Origin of the sequence: Burkholderia aenigmatica (assembly GCF_048627025.1) — a bacterium.
Lineage (GTDB): Bacteria > Pseudomonadota > Gammaproteobacteria > Burkholderiales > Burkholderiaceae > Burkholderia > Burkholderia aenigmatica.
Map to the genome: position 1 here is coordinate 1,122,004 of NZ_CP184469.1, position 19,979 is coordinate 1,141,982.

15 protein-coding genes are annotated in these 19,979 nt (G+C 65.0%); 10 read left to right on the plus strand and 5 right to left on the minus strand.

Annotated features, from left to right (window positions below):
* Positions 1-61: 61 nt before the first annotated feature.
* Together ACN8ZM_RS22165 and ACN8ZM_RS22170 are read right to left on the minus strand one after the other, a co-directional pair.
* Complete coding sequence (locus ACN8ZM_RS22165; RefSeq protein ID WP_420212389.1) at positions 62-850, minus strand: SDR family oxidoreductase; 789 nt, start codon at positions 848-850, stop codon at positions 62-64.
* Positions 851-890: 40 nt separating this feature from the next.
* Complete coding sequence (locus ACN8ZM_RS22170; RefSeq protein WP_420212390.1) at positions 891-2,138, minus strand: dienelactone hydrolase family protein; 1,248 nt, start codon at positions 2,136-2,138, stop codon at positions 891-893.
* Between the two features lie 352 nt (positions 2,139-2,490).
* Here ACN8ZM_RS22170 and ACN8ZM_RS22175 point away from each other — a divergent pair, with 352 nt between their 5' ends.
* Positions 2,491-3,516, plus strand: a complete 1,026-nt coding sequence (locus tag ACN8ZM_RS22175) for an AraC family transcriptional regulator (RefSeq protein ID WP_043183791.1) — start codon at positions 2,491-2,493, stop codon at positions 3,514-3,516.
* Here the strand turns inward: ACN8ZM_RS22175 and ACN8ZM_RS22180 are convergent.
* Positions 3,513-3,914 (minus strand): hypothetical protein, encoded by a 402-nt coding sequence (locus ACN8ZM_RS22180; protein ID WP_420212391.1) that lies wholly within the window; start codon positions 3,912-3,914, stop codon positions 3,513-3,515. The genes ACN8ZM_RS22175 and ACN8ZM_RS22180 overlap by 4 nt on opposite strands.
* A gap of 125 nt (positions 3,915-4,039) precedes the next feature.
* Here ACN8ZM_RS22180 and ACN8ZM_RS22185 point away from each other — a divergent pair, with 125 nt between their 5' ends.
* The gene (locus ACN8ZM_RS22185; protein WP_420212392.1) at positions 4,040-6,202 is read left to right on the plus strand and encodes a TonB-dependent siderophore receptor; all 2,163 of its coding nucleotides are present in this window, start codon (positions 4,040-4,042) and stop codon (positions 6,200-6,202) included.
* Positions 6,203-6,224: 22 nt separating this feature from the next.
* Here the strand turns inward: ACN8ZM_RS22185 and ACN8ZM_RS22190 are convergent, their stop codons facing one another.
* Positions 6,225-7,031, minus strand: coding sequence for a response regulator (locus ACN8ZM_RS22190; protein ID WP_043183789.1), 807 nt, complete (start codon positions 7,029-7,031; stop codon positions 6,225-6,227).
* Between ACN8ZM_RS22190 and ACN8ZM_RS22195 the strand changes: the two genes are divergently transcribed.
* The 7 genes from ACN8ZM_RS22195 to ACN8ZM_RS22225 all read left to right on the plus strand — a co-directional run bounded on the left by ACN8ZM_RS22195 (position 7,026) and on the right by ACN8ZM_RS22225 (position 17,107).
* The gene (locus ACN8ZM_RS22195; protein ID WP_143331128.1) at positions 7,026-7,292 is read left to right on the plus strand and encodes a hypothetical protein; all 267 of its coding nucleotides are present in this window, start codon (positions 7,026-7,028) and stop codon (positions 7,290-7,292) included. The two genes, ACN8ZM_RS22190 and ACN8ZM_RS22195, sit on opposite strands and share 6 nt — an antisense overlap.
* A gap of 873 nt (positions 7,293-8,165) precedes the next feature.
* Positions 8,166-13,220 (plus strand): YadA-like family protein, encoded by a 5,055-nt coding sequence (locus ACN8ZM_RS22200; RefSeq protein WP_420212393.1) that lies wholly within the window; start codon positions 8,166-8,168, stop codon positions 13,218-13,220.
* 529 nt (positions 13,221-13,749) lie between these two features.
* The gene (locus ACN8ZM_RS22205) at positions 13,750-13,881 is read left to right on the plus strand and encodes a hypothetical protein (protein WP_420212394.1); all 132 of its coding nucleotides are present in this window, start codon (positions 13,750-13,752) and stop codon (positions 13,879-13,881) included.
* 283 nt (positions 13,882-14,164) lie between these two features.
* Positions 14,165-14,965, plus strand: a complete 801-nt coding sequence (locus ACN8ZM_RS22210) for a hypothetical protein (RefSeq protein WP_420212395.1) — start codon at positions 14,165-14,167, stop codon at positions 14,963-14,965.
* Positions 14,966-15,023: 58 nt separating this feature from the next.
* Entirely contained in the window at positions 15,024-15,545 is a 522-nt protein-coding gene (locus ACN8ZM_RS22215; protein WP_420212396.1) for a hypothetical protein, read from the plus strand.
* A gap of 209 nt (positions 15,546-15,754) precedes the next feature.
* A complete protein-coding gene (locus ACN8ZM_RS22220; protein ID WP_179258790.1) occupies positions 15,755-16,162 on the plus strand; it encodes a VOC family protein in 408 nt (135 codons plus the stop codon).
* Positions 16,163-16,357: 195 nt separating this feature from the next.
* Positions 16,358-17,107, plus strand: coding sequence for an SDR family oxidoreductase (locus tag ACN8ZM_RS22225; RefSeq protein ID WP_420212397.1), 750 nt, complete (start codon positions 16,358-16,360; stop codon positions 17,105-17,107).
* Positions 17,108-17,125: 18 nt separating this feature from the next.
* On the opposite strand, the gene ACN8ZM_RS22230 is transcribed toward ACN8ZM_RS22225, so the two are convergent.
* Complete coding sequence (locus ACN8ZM_RS22230; protein WP_420212398.1) at positions 17,126-17,656, minus strand: toxin; 531 nt, start codon at positions 17,654-17,656, stop codon at positions 17,126-17,128.
* A gap of 461 nt (positions 17,657-18,117) precedes the next feature.
* Here ACN8ZM_RS22230 and ACN8ZM_RS22235 point away from each other — a divergent pair, with 461 nt between their 5' ends.
* A complete protein-coding gene (locus tag ACN8ZM_RS22235; protein ID WP_420212399.1) occupies positions 18,118-19,332 on the plus strand; it encodes an MFS transporter in 1,215 nt (404 codons plus the stop codon).
* The last annotated feature ends 647 nt before the right edge of the window (positions 19,333-19,979 follow it).

Here is a 19,979-nt window from a genome sequence, read left to right on the forward strand (position 1 = left end):
ATGTCCTTGGTTGGCCGGATGCCGGCTGGCTGATAGTGCGGGAAGCGGTGGCGACGATGGGTTATTCCGCGAGACGCGGAATGGCCGGCACCGCCTGTTCGGGGCCCATCGCGGAATAGCCGCCGTCCACCGCGTAGTCGGCGCCCGTGACGAAGCTCGCCGCGTCGCTGCACAGGAACGTCACGACCTGCGCGACCTCGGACGGATCGCCGACGCGGCCGAGCAGGTGGAACGGCGCGGCGACGCGATCGGTCTTCGCCCGGTCGCCGTGCGTCAGCTCGTCCATCACGCGCGACCACGTCCATCCCGGCGACACCGAGTTGACGCGAATGCGATCGGGCGCGAGATCCATCGCCATGCTGCGCGTGAGCTGGCGGATCGCCGCCTTCGACGTCGGGTACAGCCAGCGGCCGGTCTGCGCGCACTGGGCCGAGATCGAGCTGAAGTTCACGATCGCGCCGCCGCCGCGCCGGATCATGTGCGGATGCACGGCCTTGGCGAGCATCGCCGCCGACACGACGTTGACGTCCATCGCGGCGAGCCAGTCGTTGCGGGTCGCCTGGATGCCGTTGTCGACGTAGCTGCACGCGAGGTTGACGAGCACGTCGATCGCACCGAACCGTTCGACGATGGCCGATATCGCACGCTCGATCGCACGATCGTCGGTGATGTCGAGCGCGACGAACATCGCCCGTTCGCCGAGCGAATCGGCGACGCGCGCGCCGTTCTGCGCATCGAGATCGAGGATCGCGACGCACGCACCGGCGCGGCTCAGGTCCTGCGCGACCGCGGCGCCGATCAGCGTGGCGCCGCCGGTGACGATCGCGACTTTGCCAGCAAGGGCAGTCATGGGGTGTCTCCGAAAATGGTTGTGTGACGGAAGGGACGCGTCAATGCGCATCCGTCGGCGGCGCGCTGTCCTGCCAGCGGCGCATCAGGCCGTTCGACGGCACGGTTACGTCGAGCAGCTTGCGGGCCGTTTCGACGCCCGCGACCGGCAGGCCGTCCGGATCGAGCAGCCCGATCTGTACGAGCACGCTGGCCTGGTCCCAGTAGATGTGCTCGTGATAGAGCTTGTCGCCGCGAAACTTGACGATCGCGACGAGCGGAATCTCGACGCGCTTGCCGGTCGGCGCGACACCCGGCAGCATCCAGTCGATCTCGGTGGTGTGCGTGAAGCAGAACAGCAGTTCGTCGACGATCTGGCTCGCGCCGATCGTGCGCGAGATCGGCGTGATCGACGTGTCGGGCGGATTCGCATGCACGAAGTGATGCGTGTAGAAGCGCTTGAGCTCGTCGTAGCCGACGCCGCCCGTCAGCGTCGGAATATGGTTGACGTAGGGCTCGGCGACCATCGTCGCCATCGTCGCGTCGACGTTGCGCGTGTCGAATTCGTGCTTGAGATGCGCTTCCCACAGCGTGGACAGGTCGTAATGCGGGCCGAGCGCGGCACGGAACGCGGCGATCGCGCGCTGGTGGGCCATCACCGCGGCGGCCGGATCGTAATGATCGCCGCCGACGCGCGCGAACGCATGATCGACACCCGGATACACGTACACGTCGACGCCGTCGCGCCCGGACAGCGCTTCGGCAATGCGCTGCTGCGCATCGGGCGGGCAGAAGCGGTCCTGCCCCGCAATCTGCAGCACGAGCCGGCCGCGCAGGTGCGCCGCCTCGTCCAGCGCGTGTTCGATGCCCACGCCGTAGTAGCTGACCGCCGCGGCCACGTCGGGCAGCCGGCACGCGGCGAGATACGCGAGCTTGCCGCCGAGGCAGTAGCCGAGCACACCGGCTTCGCCCGTGCATGCCGGCAACTGCTTGAGTGCGTCAAGCGCGGCACCGACGTCCTCGACGCCCTTGTTCTCGTCGTATTCGCGGTAAAGGGCCATCGCGCGTTCCACCTCGGTGGCTGTGTAGCCGAGCTCGATGCCCGGCGCCTGGCGCCAGAACAGGTCGGGCACGAGCACCGTATAGCCTTCCTCCGCGTAGTAGTCGACCACCTCACGCATCGTCGCGTTCGCGCCGAAGATCTCGTGGCACAGCACGATGCCCGGCCCCGTGCCGCCGGCCGGCGTGCTCAGATACGCGCGAAACGTGCGGCCATCCGGCGACGGAATCTCGATGTGACGTCCTTTCATGTGTCCCTCCATTCGTTTCATTGCTGCGACGAGCCCAGTATTGGCGGACGAAATGGGCACTTCTATCCGCTTTCTTCGGCCGGTATCCGCGAATTCCGGAAACCTGACGGTCCGGCCGCCGCGCGTGGGCAGGCGCACGGCCAACTGCGGGTATGTGCGGATGCGGAAGTCCCGCACAGTTTTCTACGATGCGCGAACGGTCCGCTTCTTGCGTCGTTTGCGCGGGACTTGCGTGCTTTGGCGGCCGGACTGTCCGGATACTCCGGGCGCTATCCGGATCGTGCGGCGGATGCCCCCATACCGGGAACGCATGCACGGCGCGAGTGCAATCGAGCATGACGGGAGAACATCGATGGCGCAATTTTCCGAAACAGGCTGGCTGGCCGACGCCGCCTGTTTCAATCACGACAACCTGCTGCTGCAGTCCAACGATGTCGACGAGGTTCGCGCTCGCGTCGCCGACGTATTCAAGCCGCACCGGCTCACGCCGACCGGCGAATCGCGCGCGCTGCGCAGCTGCATGCATCATGCGCGCTGGGGCAACCTGTCGTTGAACCTGCTCGATTACGGCGGCGGCGTCAGCATCGAGCCCGGGCCGCTCGAACATTTCTTCCTGTTGCAGATCCCGCTGCGCGGTGACGCGGAGATCGAGTGCGGCGCGGCGCGTTTCGTGTCGTCGCCGGGCACCGCGTCGTTGATCTCGCCGACGCTGTCGCTGAAGATGCGCTGGGGCGATGCGTGCCCGCAAGTCATCCTGCGCATCGAGCGCGAAGTGATGGAGCGCCACGCGCAGCGGCATTTCGGCGACGACCGGCGCGCGCCGGTCGAATTCGAACCGGAATTCAGCCTGTCATCGTCGCAGGGGACGTGCCTGGCGCAGATGCTGCCGATCCTCGCCGGCGCGATTGCGACGGACGCGCATCCGCTGCGTCACCCGCTCGCCTTCGAGCAGCTCGAATCGACGCTACTCAACCTGCTGCTGCATGGCCACCCGAACAGCGCGCGCAACGGCACGCGGCACCTGCCGGTGGCGCTCGCGCCGTTCTACGTGCGGCGCGTCGAGGACTACATCCGCGCGCATCTCGACGAGCCGCTGACGATCGAACGGCTCGCCGAACTCGCCGGCGTCAGCCCGAGCACGCTGTTCGCCGGCTTTCGCCATCGCCACGGGATCACGCCAATGGGCTTCGTGCGACAGTTGCGGCTGCAACATGTGCGCGAGGAACTGCTGGCCGACGCGTCGCCGGGGCTCGCATCGGTGACGGACATCGCGCTGAAATGGGGCTTCGCGCACCTCGGGCGGTTCGCGATCGAGTACAAGCGGGCGTTCGGGGAATCGCCTTCGGCGACGCTCAGGATGCGGCGCGTGCGCGGTTAGCGTCGCAGGCGGCAGCCCGCCCGCGGATCGCCGACGGCAGCGGCACGCTCCAGACTGCCGTCACGCCCCCGCCGAGCCGCCATTCGATGAACGGGCGGCGCGGTGCGATGATCGTCGTGAAAGCGTACGCAGGACGGCTCGACCCGGCGCAGTTCATCGCGGAACGTCCACGGAAACAGGTTCTGCCGGACCGGCGTGATTGCCGCGAAGCTTGCGGGATGCTCGACGTCATCGATGACGAGGTTCGCCAGGCGGCCGATCGCGCCGTCGAATTCCCGATCGGGATCGATCCCGAACCCCTCCCATGTGCCGGATGCCGGCTTGACCCGCGTGCGCACTTTTTTGAAGACCGCGCCACGTTCGCCCGGTATGATCGCTGCGCTCGCGAACGGCACCACGGGGCCAGCGCATGCCGACTCGCGCGCCACCCGTATCGCAAGCACGACAACACAGGGCGGGCGCCGGCGGTGCGTGGCGCCGCGATCGGCTCGAATCGGCCAGCAGCACGACGGAGCACAGAACGATGGTAACGGGGACGGGGGCGGCGCGACGCGCGAGGGCGATCGCAGCCGGGGGCGCGTTGTACGTGGCGGCTGCGGGCGGCGCGCACGCGCAGGCATCGGCGGCGGCCGCGCTGCCGGAAATCGATGTGACAGGGAAGGCGGACGGCGCGTCGAGCGGGCTCGTCGGGCGGCGCACCACGGCCGGCACGAAGACCGACACGCCGGTGGCGGAGATCCCGCAAACGATCAATCTCGTGACCGCGCAGCAGATCGAGATGACCGGCGCGACCGATCTGAACCAGGCGCTGCGCTACGTGCCGGGATTCGCGACGTTCGGCGCCGACAGCCGCACCGACTGGTATGCGGCATTGCGCGGTTTCACGCCGACGTTGTACGTCGACGGCGTGGCCGCGCCGAACACCGCCGTGATCGCGAACTGGCGCGTCGACCCGTACACGATCGACTCGATCGCCGTGCTGCGCGGGCCGACGTCGGTGCTGTACGGCGCGGGCGAGCCCGGCGCGATCGTCGACGCACACACGAAGCTCGCCGACGGCGAACGCGTCCGCGAAGCCGGCGTGCAGATCGGCAATGACGCGCGCAAGCAATTCATGGTCGATGTCGGCGACGCGCTCGATCCGGACGGCCGATATGCGTATCGCTTCGTCGGCGTGGCGCGCGACGGCAACGCGGTGACCGGCCCGAACGGCGACCGGCGTGTCGCGCTGGCGCCGTCGTTCCGATGGCGGCCGAACGCCGACACGTCGCTGACGCTCTCGGCGACGTTCCTGCAGGACAGCGGCGATATTTCGTCGAACTTCCTGCCCGCGTCGGGCACGGTGTTGCCGAACCCGAACGGCCGCCTGTCGCAGGACATCTACATGGGCGACCCCGCCTTCAACGACTACCGGAAGAAGCAGTGGTCGCTCGGCTACACGCTGGCGCACCGCGTGAATGCAATCTGGTCGCTGCACCAGGACGTGCGCTGGTCGCACCTGTCGCTCGACGACGCGACGGTGTTCGGCAACGGCCTCGTGCCCCGCAGCACCACCAACATGATGCGTTTCGCGGGGCTGTTCCAGCTCAACTACAGCCGGCTCGATATCGACCATTACGCGCAGGCGCGCTTCGGCACGGGGCCGCTCGACCATACGCTCTTGCTCGGCTTGCAATACGACCGGCAGACCACGACCCACAGTGCGTGGCTCGCGCTGGCGCCGTCGCTCAACCTGTACCAACCCGTCTACCGGCCCGTCACGGCTGCGATCTTCTCCGGCCCGACGTCGCTCGGCCACGTCGACCAGTACACGGCGATGAACGCGTTCGGCGTGTACGCACAGGACCAGATCCGCTGGAAGCGCTGGACGCTGACGCTCGGCGGTCGCGAGGACTTCGTCAATGCGCGGTTCGACGACCGGACGGCCGGCACGCAGGCACGGCAGGACGTCAGTGCGTTCTCCGGGCGCGTCGGCCTGACCTATCAGGGGGACGCCGGACTGTCGCCGTACGTCAGCTATTCGACGTCGTTCGATCCCGTCATCGGCGTGCGGATGTTTGGCGGCGGCCTGCCTGAACCTACGCGCGGCACGCAGACGGAAGCCGGGCTGCGCTGGCAGCCGCCCGGCCGGAACCTGATGCTGAGTGCGGCCATCTACCAGATCGACCAGACCAACGTCGTGACGCCGACACCGGTGCAGCTCGACCCGACCAGCACGACGTCCGTGCAGACCGGCAAGGTGCGCTCGCGCGGGATCGAGCTGAGCGCGGTCGGCAAAGTCACGCGCGAGCTGTCGGTCGTCGCGTCGTATGTCTATCAGGACGTCAAGAACGTGCAGGCGAACGACGCGTCGCTGAACCACTGGCCGGTGGCCGTGCCGCTGCCACGGCAGATGGCGTCGATGTGGGCCGACTGGACCTGGCGCACGGGCGCGCTGTCGGGCGTCGGGATCGGCGGCGGCGTGCGCTACCAGAGCGCGTCGGCCGGCGCGCCCGACAATTCGCTGACCGTGCCGAGCGTGACGCTGGTCGATCTGGCGCTGCATTACGAGATGTCGCACTGGCGGTTCGCGCTGAACGTCGCGAACCTGTTCGACCGGCGCTATGTCAGCGGCTGCCAGTCGTACGCCGTCTGCGTGTTCGGCAACGAGCGAACCGTGCTGGCCAGCGCGAAATACAACTGGTAATCGTGAATGCGCGGAACGCGTCTCAAGCGTCGCGTTGCGGTTCCCGCCGCACGGCACGTTCGCCGGCGTGGCGCTGGCGCCGCCACTCGGTCGGCGTGAGGCCGAAACGTTCGCGGAATGCGGTCGCGAAATTCGCCGGCGTGGAAAAACCGATTTCCTGCGCGATGCTGGCAATGCTGAGCGACGTCGAATCCAGCAGATCCTGCGCGATCCGCAGCCGCTCGTGCCGCAGATACTCGAACACCGTCTGGCCGAGATTGTCGCGAAACGCGCGCGACAGCCGTTTTTCATGGGTGCCGACCGCGCGGGCCAGTTGCTCCACCGTCGGCGGATCGTTCAGCGTTCGCGCGAGGTGGCGGATCGCCGCGCGCACGATGATGTCGTCTTCCTTGCCGGCCACGAACGGGCTTTCCGTGTCGACGGGCCGGGCGCGCTTCGCCCGCGCGAGCTGCACGCGAATCCGCGCAAGCACTTCGGCCGGCTCGAACGGCTTCACGACATAGTCGACGCAGCCGATTTCGAACCCCTCGAGGCGTTCGTGCAAGGCACCGGCCACGGTCAGGAAGATGACCGGAATCGCGCACGTCTGCGGATCGGCGGCAAGCAGCCGGCACGCGGTGAAGCCGTCCATGCGCGGCATGCGGACATCCATCAGGATCAGGTCCGGCATGAGCGCCTGCGCACGCTGGCACGCTTGCGCCCCGTCGGATGCAATGCTGATCCGGCACCCCGTGTCGCGCAGGATGTCGATCAGCAAGCGAAGCTGGTCGGGCTGATCGTCGACGATCAGGATATGGACGTCGCCCAATGCGGAGATCGATGGATGCATCGTGCACCTGTTCTGGAATGGCTGCTGGCTGCGTTCCTGCGGGTGGCCGGCCCGGTTCGAAATAATCGTCGGAAGCCGCTCTATGGCGACGCTCAAGTGCATCGGTATTCGGATTTCGTCCAACGACGCGACCCACAACCCGTCGGTGGAATACCCGGCATGGGTTGTTTTGATCGCTGCTCCGGTAAAGACGCGGAGCATTACCGTCGTCGTCCCCTGAAAAAAGTGTGGCTGCCGGTATCGATGCGGGCCGCATTGTAGGGGGTTATTTCAATTCTGACCAGAACCATCGACTCAATTCGGCTCATTCCGTCTTTCGGGTTTTTCAATGCGCGTCGAGGCGTGCGCTTGCTGCGTTGAACGGGAGGGGATCTCTGTCCATTTCCGCCATTCCCATTCTCGTCCCATGCGCAATCACGTAGTCCAGCGGATTTTGCATAAAAACTTTTTCCGGCATTTATCTTTAATCCGCTTCAGCAAAGTATTTGTCCGCTCAGCAAAACATTTCGATTAAATTCGGCGGCTGTAAATCGTTTGCGAGACGGGAAATGTTAATGTAACACATTGAATATATTGAATTTTACAATCTATAAAGAATGTCGCCTTCAATAATTTTAGATCGTGTCTCATAATTCGTCCGAACTTTGAATGCAGGGTTGCACAAGGTAACGCAAGGCGCGGCGGGTTGTGACGGACGTTGTGCGATTTGGATCCGGGGCATCAATTGATGTGTATCCGAACGCAGGTTCGTTGCGTGCAGGCGAAAATCCGGTTGCCGCGGATGAAATAAAAGAAGCGGGGTGGGTCGCGGTCGGCGCGACATCAAATCAGGGGTATCCATAACGGCGGGTTGAATCTCCGGATTCAGTCGCTGGGCGAATTCGTCCATACAAACCAATATGCATTCCTAATGCATTAGCCGGATTAACGGAACGGGCCGTAACACGAACGGCGTGCCCGGGCTTTCGAACGTCCCGTCGCCACGGGCGGACGATACGTGTCGCCTTCGACACGCTCGGGCCGGCACGGGAATCGGGTTCCGCACTGAAGTCGTAATCGCAATCGCAGCTGAAGCCTTCAATAAAAGTAAGTAGTCCGTATTCAAACCAAACGCTAAAAACGGAGCAGAAGACCATGAAGAGGAAGCAGATTTCGGCGCTGGCCGCCGCCATGTTCACGGGGGCAGGTGTCCTGATCGCGGGCGCCGCGCAGGCGGACAATTTCGTCGATCGAGGCAACCCGGACAACGCGCTGAGCGGTCAGTGCATCGACGGGACCAACCCGCAGTGCGTGTCGACCAAGAGCGGGAGCTACGCGGCGGTGAGCACCAACAACGTCACGATGGGAACGAACGCCAAGGCGAATGCCAGCGGGATCGCGATCGGCGACCAGTCGAATGCGGCCAGCAAGAGCGGTACCACCAGCGGCGGCGCGATTGCGGTCGGCGTCGGTGCGCAGGCGCTGGCGAACTCGGCCACGGCGATCGGCACGGTCGCCGTCGCGCAAGGTAATACGGCGCTCGCCATCGGTCGCCAGTCGGCCGCGGTCGGCGACTACTCGATGGCGCTCGGCAACGTCGCCGATGCGCACGGCACGAGCTCGATCGCGCTCGGCCACTCGGCGCTGGCGAGCGGCGATCGTTCGGTGGCGATCGGCGGCGCCAACCCGACGACGAGCGACGGCGTGTCGGCCGGCGCGACGTATGACGCGGCCACCCAAACGCGCGCCGGCGGCACGCAATCCGTGGCAATCGGTGCGGGCGCGCAGACGAATGACAACAACCAGGTGGCGATCGGCTCGGGCAGCACCGGCGCGAACAATGGCGGCACGCCGGTGTTCGGCGGCACCGCCGCGCCGGTCGGCGGCGCGGTATCGTTCGGCGCGGTCGGCAAGGAGCGCCAGCTCAAGAACGTCGCGGCGGGCGCGGCCGATACGGACGCCGTCAACGTCCAGCAGCTGAAGAACGTGAACGGCACGCTCAGCACGAGCATTGCCACTGTCGACGCGCGCGTGACGTCGGTCGGCAATTCGCTGTCGACCACGATCTCGAACGTCGACCAGCGCGTGACCAACGTGGGCAACAGCCTCAGCACCAGCATCGTGACGGCGACGAAGAACGTCGTGAAATACACCGACGATTCGCACGCAGCGATCGCGCTCGACGGCAGCAACGGCACCAAGATCGGCGGCGTTGCGACCGGCGTCGCCGACACCGATGCGGTCAACGTGGGTCAGTTGAAGGGCACCGTCGCACCGTTGCAGACGTCCATCTCCACGGCAGCGTCGAACATCACGAACCTGCAGACCAGCGTTACCGGCATCAACACATCGCTGAGCACGGCGACCACCAACATCACCAACCTGCAGGCGGCCGACGCCCGCAACGTGAAGTACGACGGCCAGAGCGGATTCGACTCGGTGACGTTCGCCGGTACGAACGGCACGACGCTGCACAACGTCGCAGCGGGTGTCGCGAACACCGACGCGGTGAACGTCGGGCAGTTGAACGGTGGCCTGTCGTCGCTCAGCACGAGCGTGACGAACAACCTCAGCACGACGCTCGGCAACCTGAGCACGTCGGTCACCAACCAGATCGGCAACGCGACGAAGAACGCCGTGCAGTACGACGATGACGCACACAGCGGCGTCACGCTCGGCGGCAAGGGTGCACAGTCGCCGGTCGGCGTGCACAACGTGGCGGACGGCGTTGCCGCGAGCGACGCGGTGAACGTCGGCCAGCTCGGCAAGGCAACCGACACGCTGAATCAGTCGATTACGAATGTCGGCAACCAGGTGACGACGAATACGGGCAACATCGCTGCGCTTCAGCAGGATGCGCTGCTGTGGAATGCGAACCTCGGTGCGTACGATGCGAGCCACGGCGGCAACGGCCCGCAACGCATCGGCAACGTCGCGGCCGGCGTCGCCAATACCGATGCGGTCAACGTCGGCCAGCTGACGGGCACCGTCGCACCGTTGCAATCGTCGATCTCGACGGCGGCGTCGAACATCACGAACCTGCAGAGCAACGTCACCGGCATCAACACATCGCTGAGTACGGCGACCACCAACATCACCAACCTGCAGGCGGCCGACGCCCGCAACGTGAAGTACGACGGCCAGAGCGGATTCGACTCGGTGACGTTCGCCGGCACGAACGGCACGACGCTGCACAACGTCGCAGCGGGTGTCGCGAATACCGACGCGGTGAACGTCGGGCAGTTGAACGGTGGCCTGTCGTCGCTCAGCACGAGCGTGACGAACAACCTCAGCACGACGCTCGGCAACCTGAGCACGTCGGTCACCAACCAGATCGGCAACGCGACGAAGAACGCCGTGCAGTACGACGATGACGCACACAGCGGCGTCACGCTCGGCGGCAAGGGTGCACAGTCGCCGGTCGGCGTGCACAACGTGGCGGACGGCGTTGCCGCGAGCGACGCGGTGAACGTCGGCCAGCTCGGCAAGGCAACCGACACGCTGAATCAGTCGATCACGAATGTCGGCAACCAGGTGACGACGAATACGGGCAACATCGCTGCGCTTCAGCAGGATGCGCTGCTGTGGAATGCGAACCTCGGTGCGTACGATGCGAGCCACGGCGGCAACGGCCCGCAACGCATCGGCAACGTCGCGGCCGGCGTCGCCAATACCGACGCGGTCAACGTCGGTCAGCTGACGGGCACCGTCGCACCGTTGCAGACGTCCATCTCGACGGCAGCGTCGAACATCACGAACCTGCAGAGCAACGTCACCGGCATCAACGCATCGCTGAGCACGGCGACCACGAATATCACCAACCTGCAGGCGGCCGACGCCCGTAACGTGAAGTACGACGGCCAAAGCGGATTCGACTCGGTGACGTTCGCCGGCACGAACGGCACGACGCTGCACAACGTCGCGGCTGGTGTTGCGAATACCGACGCCGTGAACGTCGGGCAACTGACGGGCGGCCTGTCGTCGCTCAGCACGAGCGTGACGAACAACCTCGGCACGACGCTCGGCAATCTGAGCACGTCGATCACCAACCAGATCGGCAACGCGACGAAGAATGCCGTGCAGTACGACGATGACGCACACAGCGGTGTCACGCTCGGCGGCAAGGGGGCACAGTCACCGGTCGGCGTGCACAACGTGGCGGACGGCGTTGCCGCGAGCGACGCGGTGAATGTCGGCCAGCTCGGCAAGGCAACCGACACGCTGAATCAGTCGATCACGACTGTCAGCAACAGCGTGACGACGCTCGGCAACCAGGTGACGACGAATACGGGCAACATCGCCGCGCTCCAGCAGGACGCGCTCCAGTGGAACGCGAACCTCGGCACCTACGATGCGAGCCACGGCGGCAACGGTCCGCAGCGCATCGGCAATGTCGCGGCCGGCAAGAACGGCACGGACGCAGTCAACGTCGACCAGTTGAATGCGGCGATCCAGGACGGCACGAGCCAGCTCGATGCGCTCGCCGTGAAGTACGACGACGCGAGCAAGAAGCAGGTTTCGCTCGGCGCCGGCAACGGCGGGAGTCCGGTGCGCCTGACCAACGTCGCGGAAGGCAACGTCGCGGCCGGCAGCACGGACGCGGTGAACGGCGCGCAGCTGCGCCGCGCGACCGACGGTACGGCGGCAGCACTGGGCGGCGGTGCGACCGCGAAACCGGACGGCACGATCAGCGCGCCGGACTATAAAGTCGGTGGCGGCTCGTTCAACAATGTCGGCGACGCGCTTACCAACCTCGACACCCGCGTCGGCAGCAACACGACGACGCTCCAGAATCACGAAACGCGTATCGACACTGCCGAAACGAACATCGCCGGCAACACGGCCTCGATCGCCGGGCTGCAGCAGGACGCGCTGCAGTTCGACCCGAAGGCTGGCGCATACAACGCGGCGCGCGGTGGCGCCCCGACGAAGCTGACCAACGTGGCCGACGGCAACATCGCTGCGGGCAGCACGGATGCGGTGAACGGCGGCCAGTTGTCGGGCGTGAAATCGTCGCTCGAACAGCAGATCACGCAGGTGTCCAATCAGGCGGGCGAGGCCGTGAAGAACGTCGTCAAGTACGATGTCGACGCGAACGGCAACCGGTTGAATTCGGTATCGCTCATCGGCGGCGACACGAATGCGGCGGTCGTGCTGAAGAACGTCGCCGCGGGCACCGACGATACGGACGCGGTGAACGTGAAGCAGCTGAAGAGCGTGCAGTCGAATCTCAACCAGCTCGGCGCGCTCGCGGTGCAGTACGACGACAGCTCGAAGAGCTCGATCACCCTCGGCGGCGCCGGTGGCACGCGCATCACCAACGTGCAGGCCGGCACGCTCAGCGCAACCAGCACGGACGCGGTGAACGGCTCGCAGCTCTACGCAACCAACCAGCAGGTCGCGAAGAACACGACCGATATCACGAACCTGCAGGGGAACGTCACCAACATCGCGAACGGCAAGGCCGGCCTCGTGCAGCAGCAGGATCCGAATGGCGCGATCACGGTCGGGAAGGACTCCGGCGGCACCAGCGTGAACTTCTCCGGCACGGCGGGCGACCGCGTGCTGACTGGCGTCGCGGCGGGCGTGAAGGACAACGACGCGGTCAACATGGGCCAGTTCAACAACGCGCTGAAGAACGCGGCGGCCAACGACCAGATCCGCGCGGCGGCGACCGATGCGAACACCACGTGGATCACGCGTGCCGATGCGGGTTCGATCGGGTCGACGGCAACCGCAACCGGCAAGAACGCGGTGGCAGTCGGCCAGGGCTCCGTCGCCGATCGCGACAATTCGTTCTCGGTCGGTGCGAAGGGCAGCGAACGTCAGGTCACGAACGTCGCGGCCGGCACGGCGCCGACCGACGCGGTGAACGTGCAGCAGCTGAACGACAACCTGTCGACCGCCACGACGCAGGCAAAGGGCTACACCGACCAGCGCATCGGCCAGGTGTACAACTCGTTCAACGACCTGAAGAAGGACATGTACGGCGGCGTGGCATCGGCAATGGCCGTCGCCGGCCTGCCGCAACCGACGGGCGCGGGCCGCTCGATGGTCTCGGCGGCGACGTCGAACTATCACGGCCAGCAGGGTTTCGCCGCCGGGTACTCGTACGTGACGGAAAGCAACCGCTGGGTCGTCAAGGCGTCGGTGACGGGCAACACGCGTTCGGACTTCGGCGCGGTGGTGGGTGCCGGTTACCAGTTCTGACGTCGTTCGCGCAGTATCGATCGACCAATGGTGCCGGGCAGCGGTTGTGATGCCCGGCACCGGCGGGAAATCCGGGGCCCGGGGTCTGTCTGTCGACCCCGGGCCATCGGCGCTTGAGGCGTCGCGACGATCGACAGGGCTGCGCCGGGCGTGTCCGGCACGCGATATCGCTTGCCTCACGCCCGAGTCTCACGCGGCAAACACCAAAAAAATGGCATCGGCAGGATGCCGACATCGATCCGGGCAACCGGCTGCGCCCAATCGGTGAGCATGATTTGCGACCTGGCAGATTGTGTCAGTCGTATGAAAGCAAGCGTTTGCCGGTGCCAAGTGCCAGCGCATTGCACGCGTTATCGTCAAATGCGGTCGACATTTCTCTGCGAGAAACAACGTCCGCGAATACCGTCGATGGATGATTTATTTGCCGATAGTGGTGATAATCGTCGACTGGTGCAACGCAACCCGCGTTGAGCGTGTCCGAGCACGTCTTCCAATCCCGTATTGGCGCCGACAACGACAAACGAAAACGATGAAACCCGTCAACAAGATGCTTCCCGAGCAGCGCTTCGCGTTGCCGCGTCAAATTCGGCTGTCTGCCTATGCAGCGCCCGCCTTCATGGCCTTCGCTTTTCCCGCCGGTTACGACGCCCGGCGGCGCTGAACGCCCAGACAATCCGCTCCATTTGTTCAACACGGCCCGGCGCTTGAATCGGTCGGCCGGGCAATCGGTATCGAACAGCGATATCAGTTAATGCATCCCGTGAGATCGCATCGGATCACATCACGACGCATCACGGGACCGCATACAGGGGTAAAGGCACATGATCGGGAAGTTTGCGTGGCTGTCCGTCGTTTCGCTTGTGGTCGCGGCATGCGGGGATAAATCCGGGCATGCGGATACGGCATCGAATGCGCAATCGGCCGCTGCGTCGGCGACGCAGGCCGTGGCCGCGCAAGGCGAGGGCAGCGAGAAGCGCCCGGCACCCGTGCCGCCGAGGCCCGGCCAGGTGCTCGAGGGCATCTACCAGAAGGACGCGCACGGCGAGGACACGATGGAGATCGCCAACGGAAGCCAGGCGTCGTACTGGTATGGCTATGCGTTCGATCTGAACGGCAACCATTACTTCACCGGCTTCGCTTACGACACGCCGAACAAGTACGCCGAACAGGAGAAAACCGCTGCCCCGGCGCCCGATGCCCGGGTGACGATCACCGAGGCCACCTTCGAATGGACCACGGACGGTGGCGTGGCCGGCTGGAACATGGTCGAGTCGGAGCGCTCCATCGGCGAGTTTGGCGGCTATGAGAAGGCCGACACGATCGACGACAAGGAACCCGCCGTGAGCACGACAACGCCGGACGGGCAGATCGTGCTGGCGGTCCCGACCTGGCATCTGGCTTCCGGGACCCGGATCAAGTCGTTCAGCATGTTCGTCTATCAGCGCACCAGTGCGTCAAGTAATCCTGACGATACCGACTGGACCTATGCCGGCAACGTGTTTCGCGGCGACGACAACGGCGCAGCATGCGATGCCGACGGCACCGGCAATCACATCCCGTGTGTGGCCGGCTCGTCGACCCTGACCTTCCCGTCGACCGACGGTCGCGATTGGCCGCGTCTTCGTGTGGCGATGAAGGGGACGGGCGTCGACAACGCCGGTCGGAAGAAGACTTATGGTGCCGCGGACGTCGTCGAATACAGGTTCAATCCAAAGACGAGGGTGTACGAAGCGGCGCAGACGTAGGGCGGCGCGCGGCAGGTCGCGTTCAACGAGGGTTCCACTTGTGCACGGGGAGGGTCGAATGGCGATGTCTATCTCGAGAAACAGTATGTCGATGGTGTGGGCGTGTGCGGCGATCCCGTTCTTCGCCGGTTGCGCGAATGTCTGCTCCGTCCTGGATTCCAGCCCGGTGTGCGCGACCCTGGATCCCGGCCCGGTTCAGAAGGCGGCCAAAGCCATGGTCGGACAGCCGATATCGGTGGCGTTCAAGGCGTTCGGCCGTCCGTTCATCAATCAGCCGCCGCTAGGGCAGTCGCCGGAGTCGGCAAGCTATACCGGGAACTACTTTTGGGACACGTCGCGGGTTCACGTGAGCCCGAACCTGACGTTCGTCCAGACCGGCAGCCGGTACGTCGGCAGTCATGTTGCCGGGGTGAATCCCGCAGGAAATGGCGTGGCGGAGATCCCGCTGTACCAGGACGACTATGAAGCCACCGGGTATTACGGCCACGAAACCGTCCTCGATTATGTGTGCATGATCACCATCAAGACCAACCATGCCGACATCATCACGAAGGTGGAGGTGGGCGGGTGCCGGAAATGATGTCGTTGCGGTGAATCGCGGCCGAATGCGAGTAGCGCGATCCGCGGCGATCGCATCCGTGCCCCGGCCCGCGGTGCCACGCGGGTTCGCGCGCGGTCGAAGCAGGCGTCCAATGCGAGTTGTCGAAGGTGAGCGTCGGCTCGTATTCTGAATTCGTCGGGCGGAACGGCATGGGGCCTCCGCCGATCGACGCATGACAGAGACTCGCAATGACTGCCACTACGCAAACCATGAAGCTCAATCACCTGAGCTTCCCGTCGGCCGACACGCTGGCGACGGCCCGCTTCTTCGAGCGGCACCTCGGCTTCACGATCGCGGGAAGCTGGGAAAAATCCTGGATCCTCAAGCGCGCGGGCTTCGACGTGGTGATCGACCACGTCAGCGACGACGTGCCGGCATGGCCGACGAATTTCCACGTCGGGTTCGAGCTGCCGAGCCTCGATGCCGTTCGCGCGTTGTTCGAGCGCTTCAGGGAAGAGGGCGTCGAGATGGTGACGGACGTCTTCAACAACGGGCGCGGTTCGCGTTTCTTCTGCCGCGCACCGGGCGGCGTGATGTTCGAACTGAACACGCGTGCGGATGCCGCGCCGGAATATCGCGGCACGTTCGACGACTGATGCGGGTATGCGACGGCCTGGCGATTTCCGTCCAGTGCAGATCGCTGCAGTGCGCGACAGGGCCGATCCGCGCCACCCGCAACCCACCGTGCGATTTGCCGTCGAGCAGGACTTGAAAAGCAAGAAACGGAGTGTCCGCCTGCGTGCGGTCACCTACATTGCCGTGACGAACCTCACTCACGGGATGTGAAAAAAATGACCTTACTCGAAGGGAAAGTCGCCATCGTCACCGGCGCTTCTGCCGGCATCGGCCGCGCGATCGCGTTGATGTTCGCAGAGCACGGTGCGTCAGTCGTATTGGGCGCGCGAAACGAAGCCACGCTGAATCAGGTTGCCGACGAGATCCGTCGTCAGGGCGGGCAGGCGTGCGCATGCGCCGGCGACGTCGGTCACGCCGATACGCATCGAAGGCTCGTCGCGACGGCCCTGCGCGAGTTCGGCGGCCTCGACATCGCGATCAACAACGCGGGGACGGTCGGACCGCTCAAGCCGCTCGCGGACCTCTCGCTCGACGACTGGCAGCACACGCTGTCCATCAATCTGACGGCGGCCTTCCTGGGCGCAAGCAACCAGATTCCCGCGATGCTCGAACGCGGGGGCGGTTCGATCGTCTTCACGTCCAGCTTCGTGGGAACCAGCGTCGGGCTTCCCGGGATGGCCGCGTATGGCGCGTCCAAGGCCGGCTTGATGGGATTGGTGAAGAGCATCACCGCGGACTACGCGGCACGGGGCATTCGGGCAAACGCACTGTTGCCGGGCGGGGTGGATACCGCGATGGGGGGAGACCGTGAGCAGAAGGAATGGGCGGCCGGGCTCCACGCGATGAAGCGCATCGCCCGCCCCGACGAGATCGCGTCCGCGGCGCTGTTTCTGGCGAGCCCGATGGCCAGTTTCGTGACTGGCTCGGCCCTGTTCGCCGACGGCGGCAATGCAGCGGTGAAGTGATGCCCCGTTGGGGCAAGCTCAACTGCCCGCGCGGGCCAGCATGTCGATGACCGCGCGGGTGCGCGAAGGCTCGGTGATTTCCGTCCAGTGCAGGTGCGCGTATTTCGGGTCGTCGCGCAGGGCGGCGAACTTGACACGATTCTTCGCGAACGTGGTGTACGACCACAGCAGCACTGACTCTCGGGAAAATGCCATCCGCAGCGACTCACGGTTGCCGTGCGAAAGCTCGGTGCGCATGAGCCCGCGGCTCAACGTGCGCCACAGCACCCGGGAGAATACCGTCCGTCGCCCGAAGTTGAGCCAGATCACGTGCGTGGCTCTCGACCAGAGCACGTCGCGCACGGCGCTGTAGTTCCCGTCGGCGACCCATCGGTCGCCGGCTGTCGCCGCCTGGACGGCGTTCTCGAACTGTTCCGGCGGCACGGCGGTCCAGCCCGGGCCCCAGTAGAGTCGATCCAGCTCGATGTACGGGCAGCCTGCTGCCGCGGCCAGTGCGCTCGAAAAGGTGGATTTCCCCGCTCCGCTGGTTCCAACGACGATGAAGCGCATGGGTTTGGCCGCGGTTGATTTTGGAAGCCGGGTATTGTGCCTCATGCGCCGATGCGATGCTGGGTCTTCGATCGGGTTCAGGCAGGTGGCACTCGGGTCGTCATGCGCGTCCCGGGGGCCTCGATGCATTGGCGCATGCCGTTCCGGACAGGTTCCAATTTCCCCGGAACCGGTTGCAAGAGACGTCGTTCCGACACCGCTCCCGGAGGTTCGCCGTTGCGACGGCCACGACAGGCGTGGGGTCTCGTGCAGGCACGTTCCGCGTTTTGTACAATCTCGCGCGAGGGTCGGGCAGCACACGGCCGCAACGAACGTCAACAAGAGCGAAAGAGAGAAACGATGGCGACCGAACTCGGGGTGCGGGAGAGCATGCAAGCGGGCGGCGCGTGCGACAGGATCCCGCGATGTGTGCGCGAATGGGTAAAGACGGCGTGCGCATCTCGATCGGATCGGGACCGCGCATGAGCGACAAACCCGTTCTTGCCGCCGGCGCGCCGTGCGAACCTGCCGCGTCGACTGTTCCCCTGATGGCGCTGGCGTGCCTGATCGTCTTCATGGCGCAAATGGCGACGACGGTGTACTTGCCGTCGCTGCCTGTCGTCATGCGCGAATTGAAGATGACGCAAGGCGGTGCCGAATTCTCCATCTCCGCCTATGTGATCGGCGCGGCGCTGCCGGTGCCATTCTGGGGCGCCGCTGCGGAACGCTGGGGCAGGCGTGGCCCGCTGTTGATTTCGCTGCTGTTGTTCGTCGCCAGCAGCCTGTTGCTCGCCAGCTGCACGGTCGCACCGGCACTGCTCGCGTTGCGCGCCATCCAGGGCATCGGGGGCGGCGGCGCAGCGATCATCGCCAGAATCATCGTCCGCGACAACTGGCGCGGTGACGAACTGGCGCGACGGCTCTCCGTGTTGTCGATCGCCTTCATCACGGCGCTGGGCGGCGGCCAGTTCGTCGGCGGGCTGATCGGCCGATACAGTCATTGGCAAACGGGTTTCGTGCTGATGGCCGTCATCGCCGCGCTGGCGATCGGTCTCTCGTCCATGTTGCCGTTGAAGGCGGGGAGCCGCACCGCGGTCACGTCGGGCATGGCCGGCACTTACTGGATCCTGCTGCGGCGCCCGGGCTTCCTGTGGCCAGCCTGCGCAGGCGGGTTGGGGTTCGCGACCACCGTGACCTTGCAGGAAGTGAGTCCGTTCGTGTTCCAGGAGCATTTCAAGCTGGCCGTAACGAGCTTCGGCGGTATCGGCCTGTTGCTCGGCGTCGCCTATTTCAGCGGCGCGATGCTGGTCAATCGCCTCGTGAGACGGCTCGGCGGCGTGCGGCTGATGCATGCCGGCGCCGCGCTGGTTGCGCTGGCAACCACGTTGATGTTGGCGTCGTGGCACGGCGGCCTGCTGACGCACTTTACCGGCCTGTGGATCTTCATCGCGCTGTATTGCCTGGCGATTTTCGGCCAGGCCGTGCTGTTTCCGAACAGCATGGCCACCGCCGTCAGCGATGCGCACGACCATGGCGCGCATGCGATGGCCTTGTGCGGCTTCCTGCAGCAAGGACTGGCGGGCGTCGCCGCGACAGCCGCGGTGCTGCAGCACCATGGCGGCACGTGGACGCTCGCCGTGTTCGTGCTGGGCGCGCTGACGTGGCTGGTGGTGCGGTTGAAGGTGAGGGGCGGGTAGGCGGCCGACCGTCGACGGAGGGTTCGTCGATCGCATGCGTCTCCGTCGGAAATAGCTGCGTGCCACGGTACATCCGCTTCACGTACGACAAGCGCGACAGGTGGTCAGAACCGTGCGCAGCCGGTGTCGGAGCGCGGGCCTTCCGATGCCGGAGAAAGGGTGACGCTTACATGCGATGAGTTGCGTCGCGTCGCTCAAGCGGGAGATTCGTAGAAAACATTATCTCATGCGTCGGTCGTCCTGCTTTCACTACGAATTAAAAGGTCTCGTCATCAAAAACGAGAATCGTATCGCCGTGAAAAATCGCACCGACGCGCCCGGAATGGCAACAATCAAAATCAATATTTAATAAAGCAAATAGCATCTACCGCTTTACTCCGGTTTCACATCGTCCGTCCTGATCGACCCACGTCGCACGCTGGCTCCCCTAGGTAACACGGGGCTCGCCCCGCAAATCCAGCCAATACAAGGTTGCGGATTCCGTCACCTCAGCCAACGAGATAATTTCAAATTCCTCACCAAAACATGACTCGATTAACTTCGATGAAGGTAAAAATTAATCAAACAGAAAATATCTTGTAATTATAAAAATGACCTTCTAGGATCCCTCTGCTGTTCGTGACATGTCTTGAAAGTCTGACGTTGAT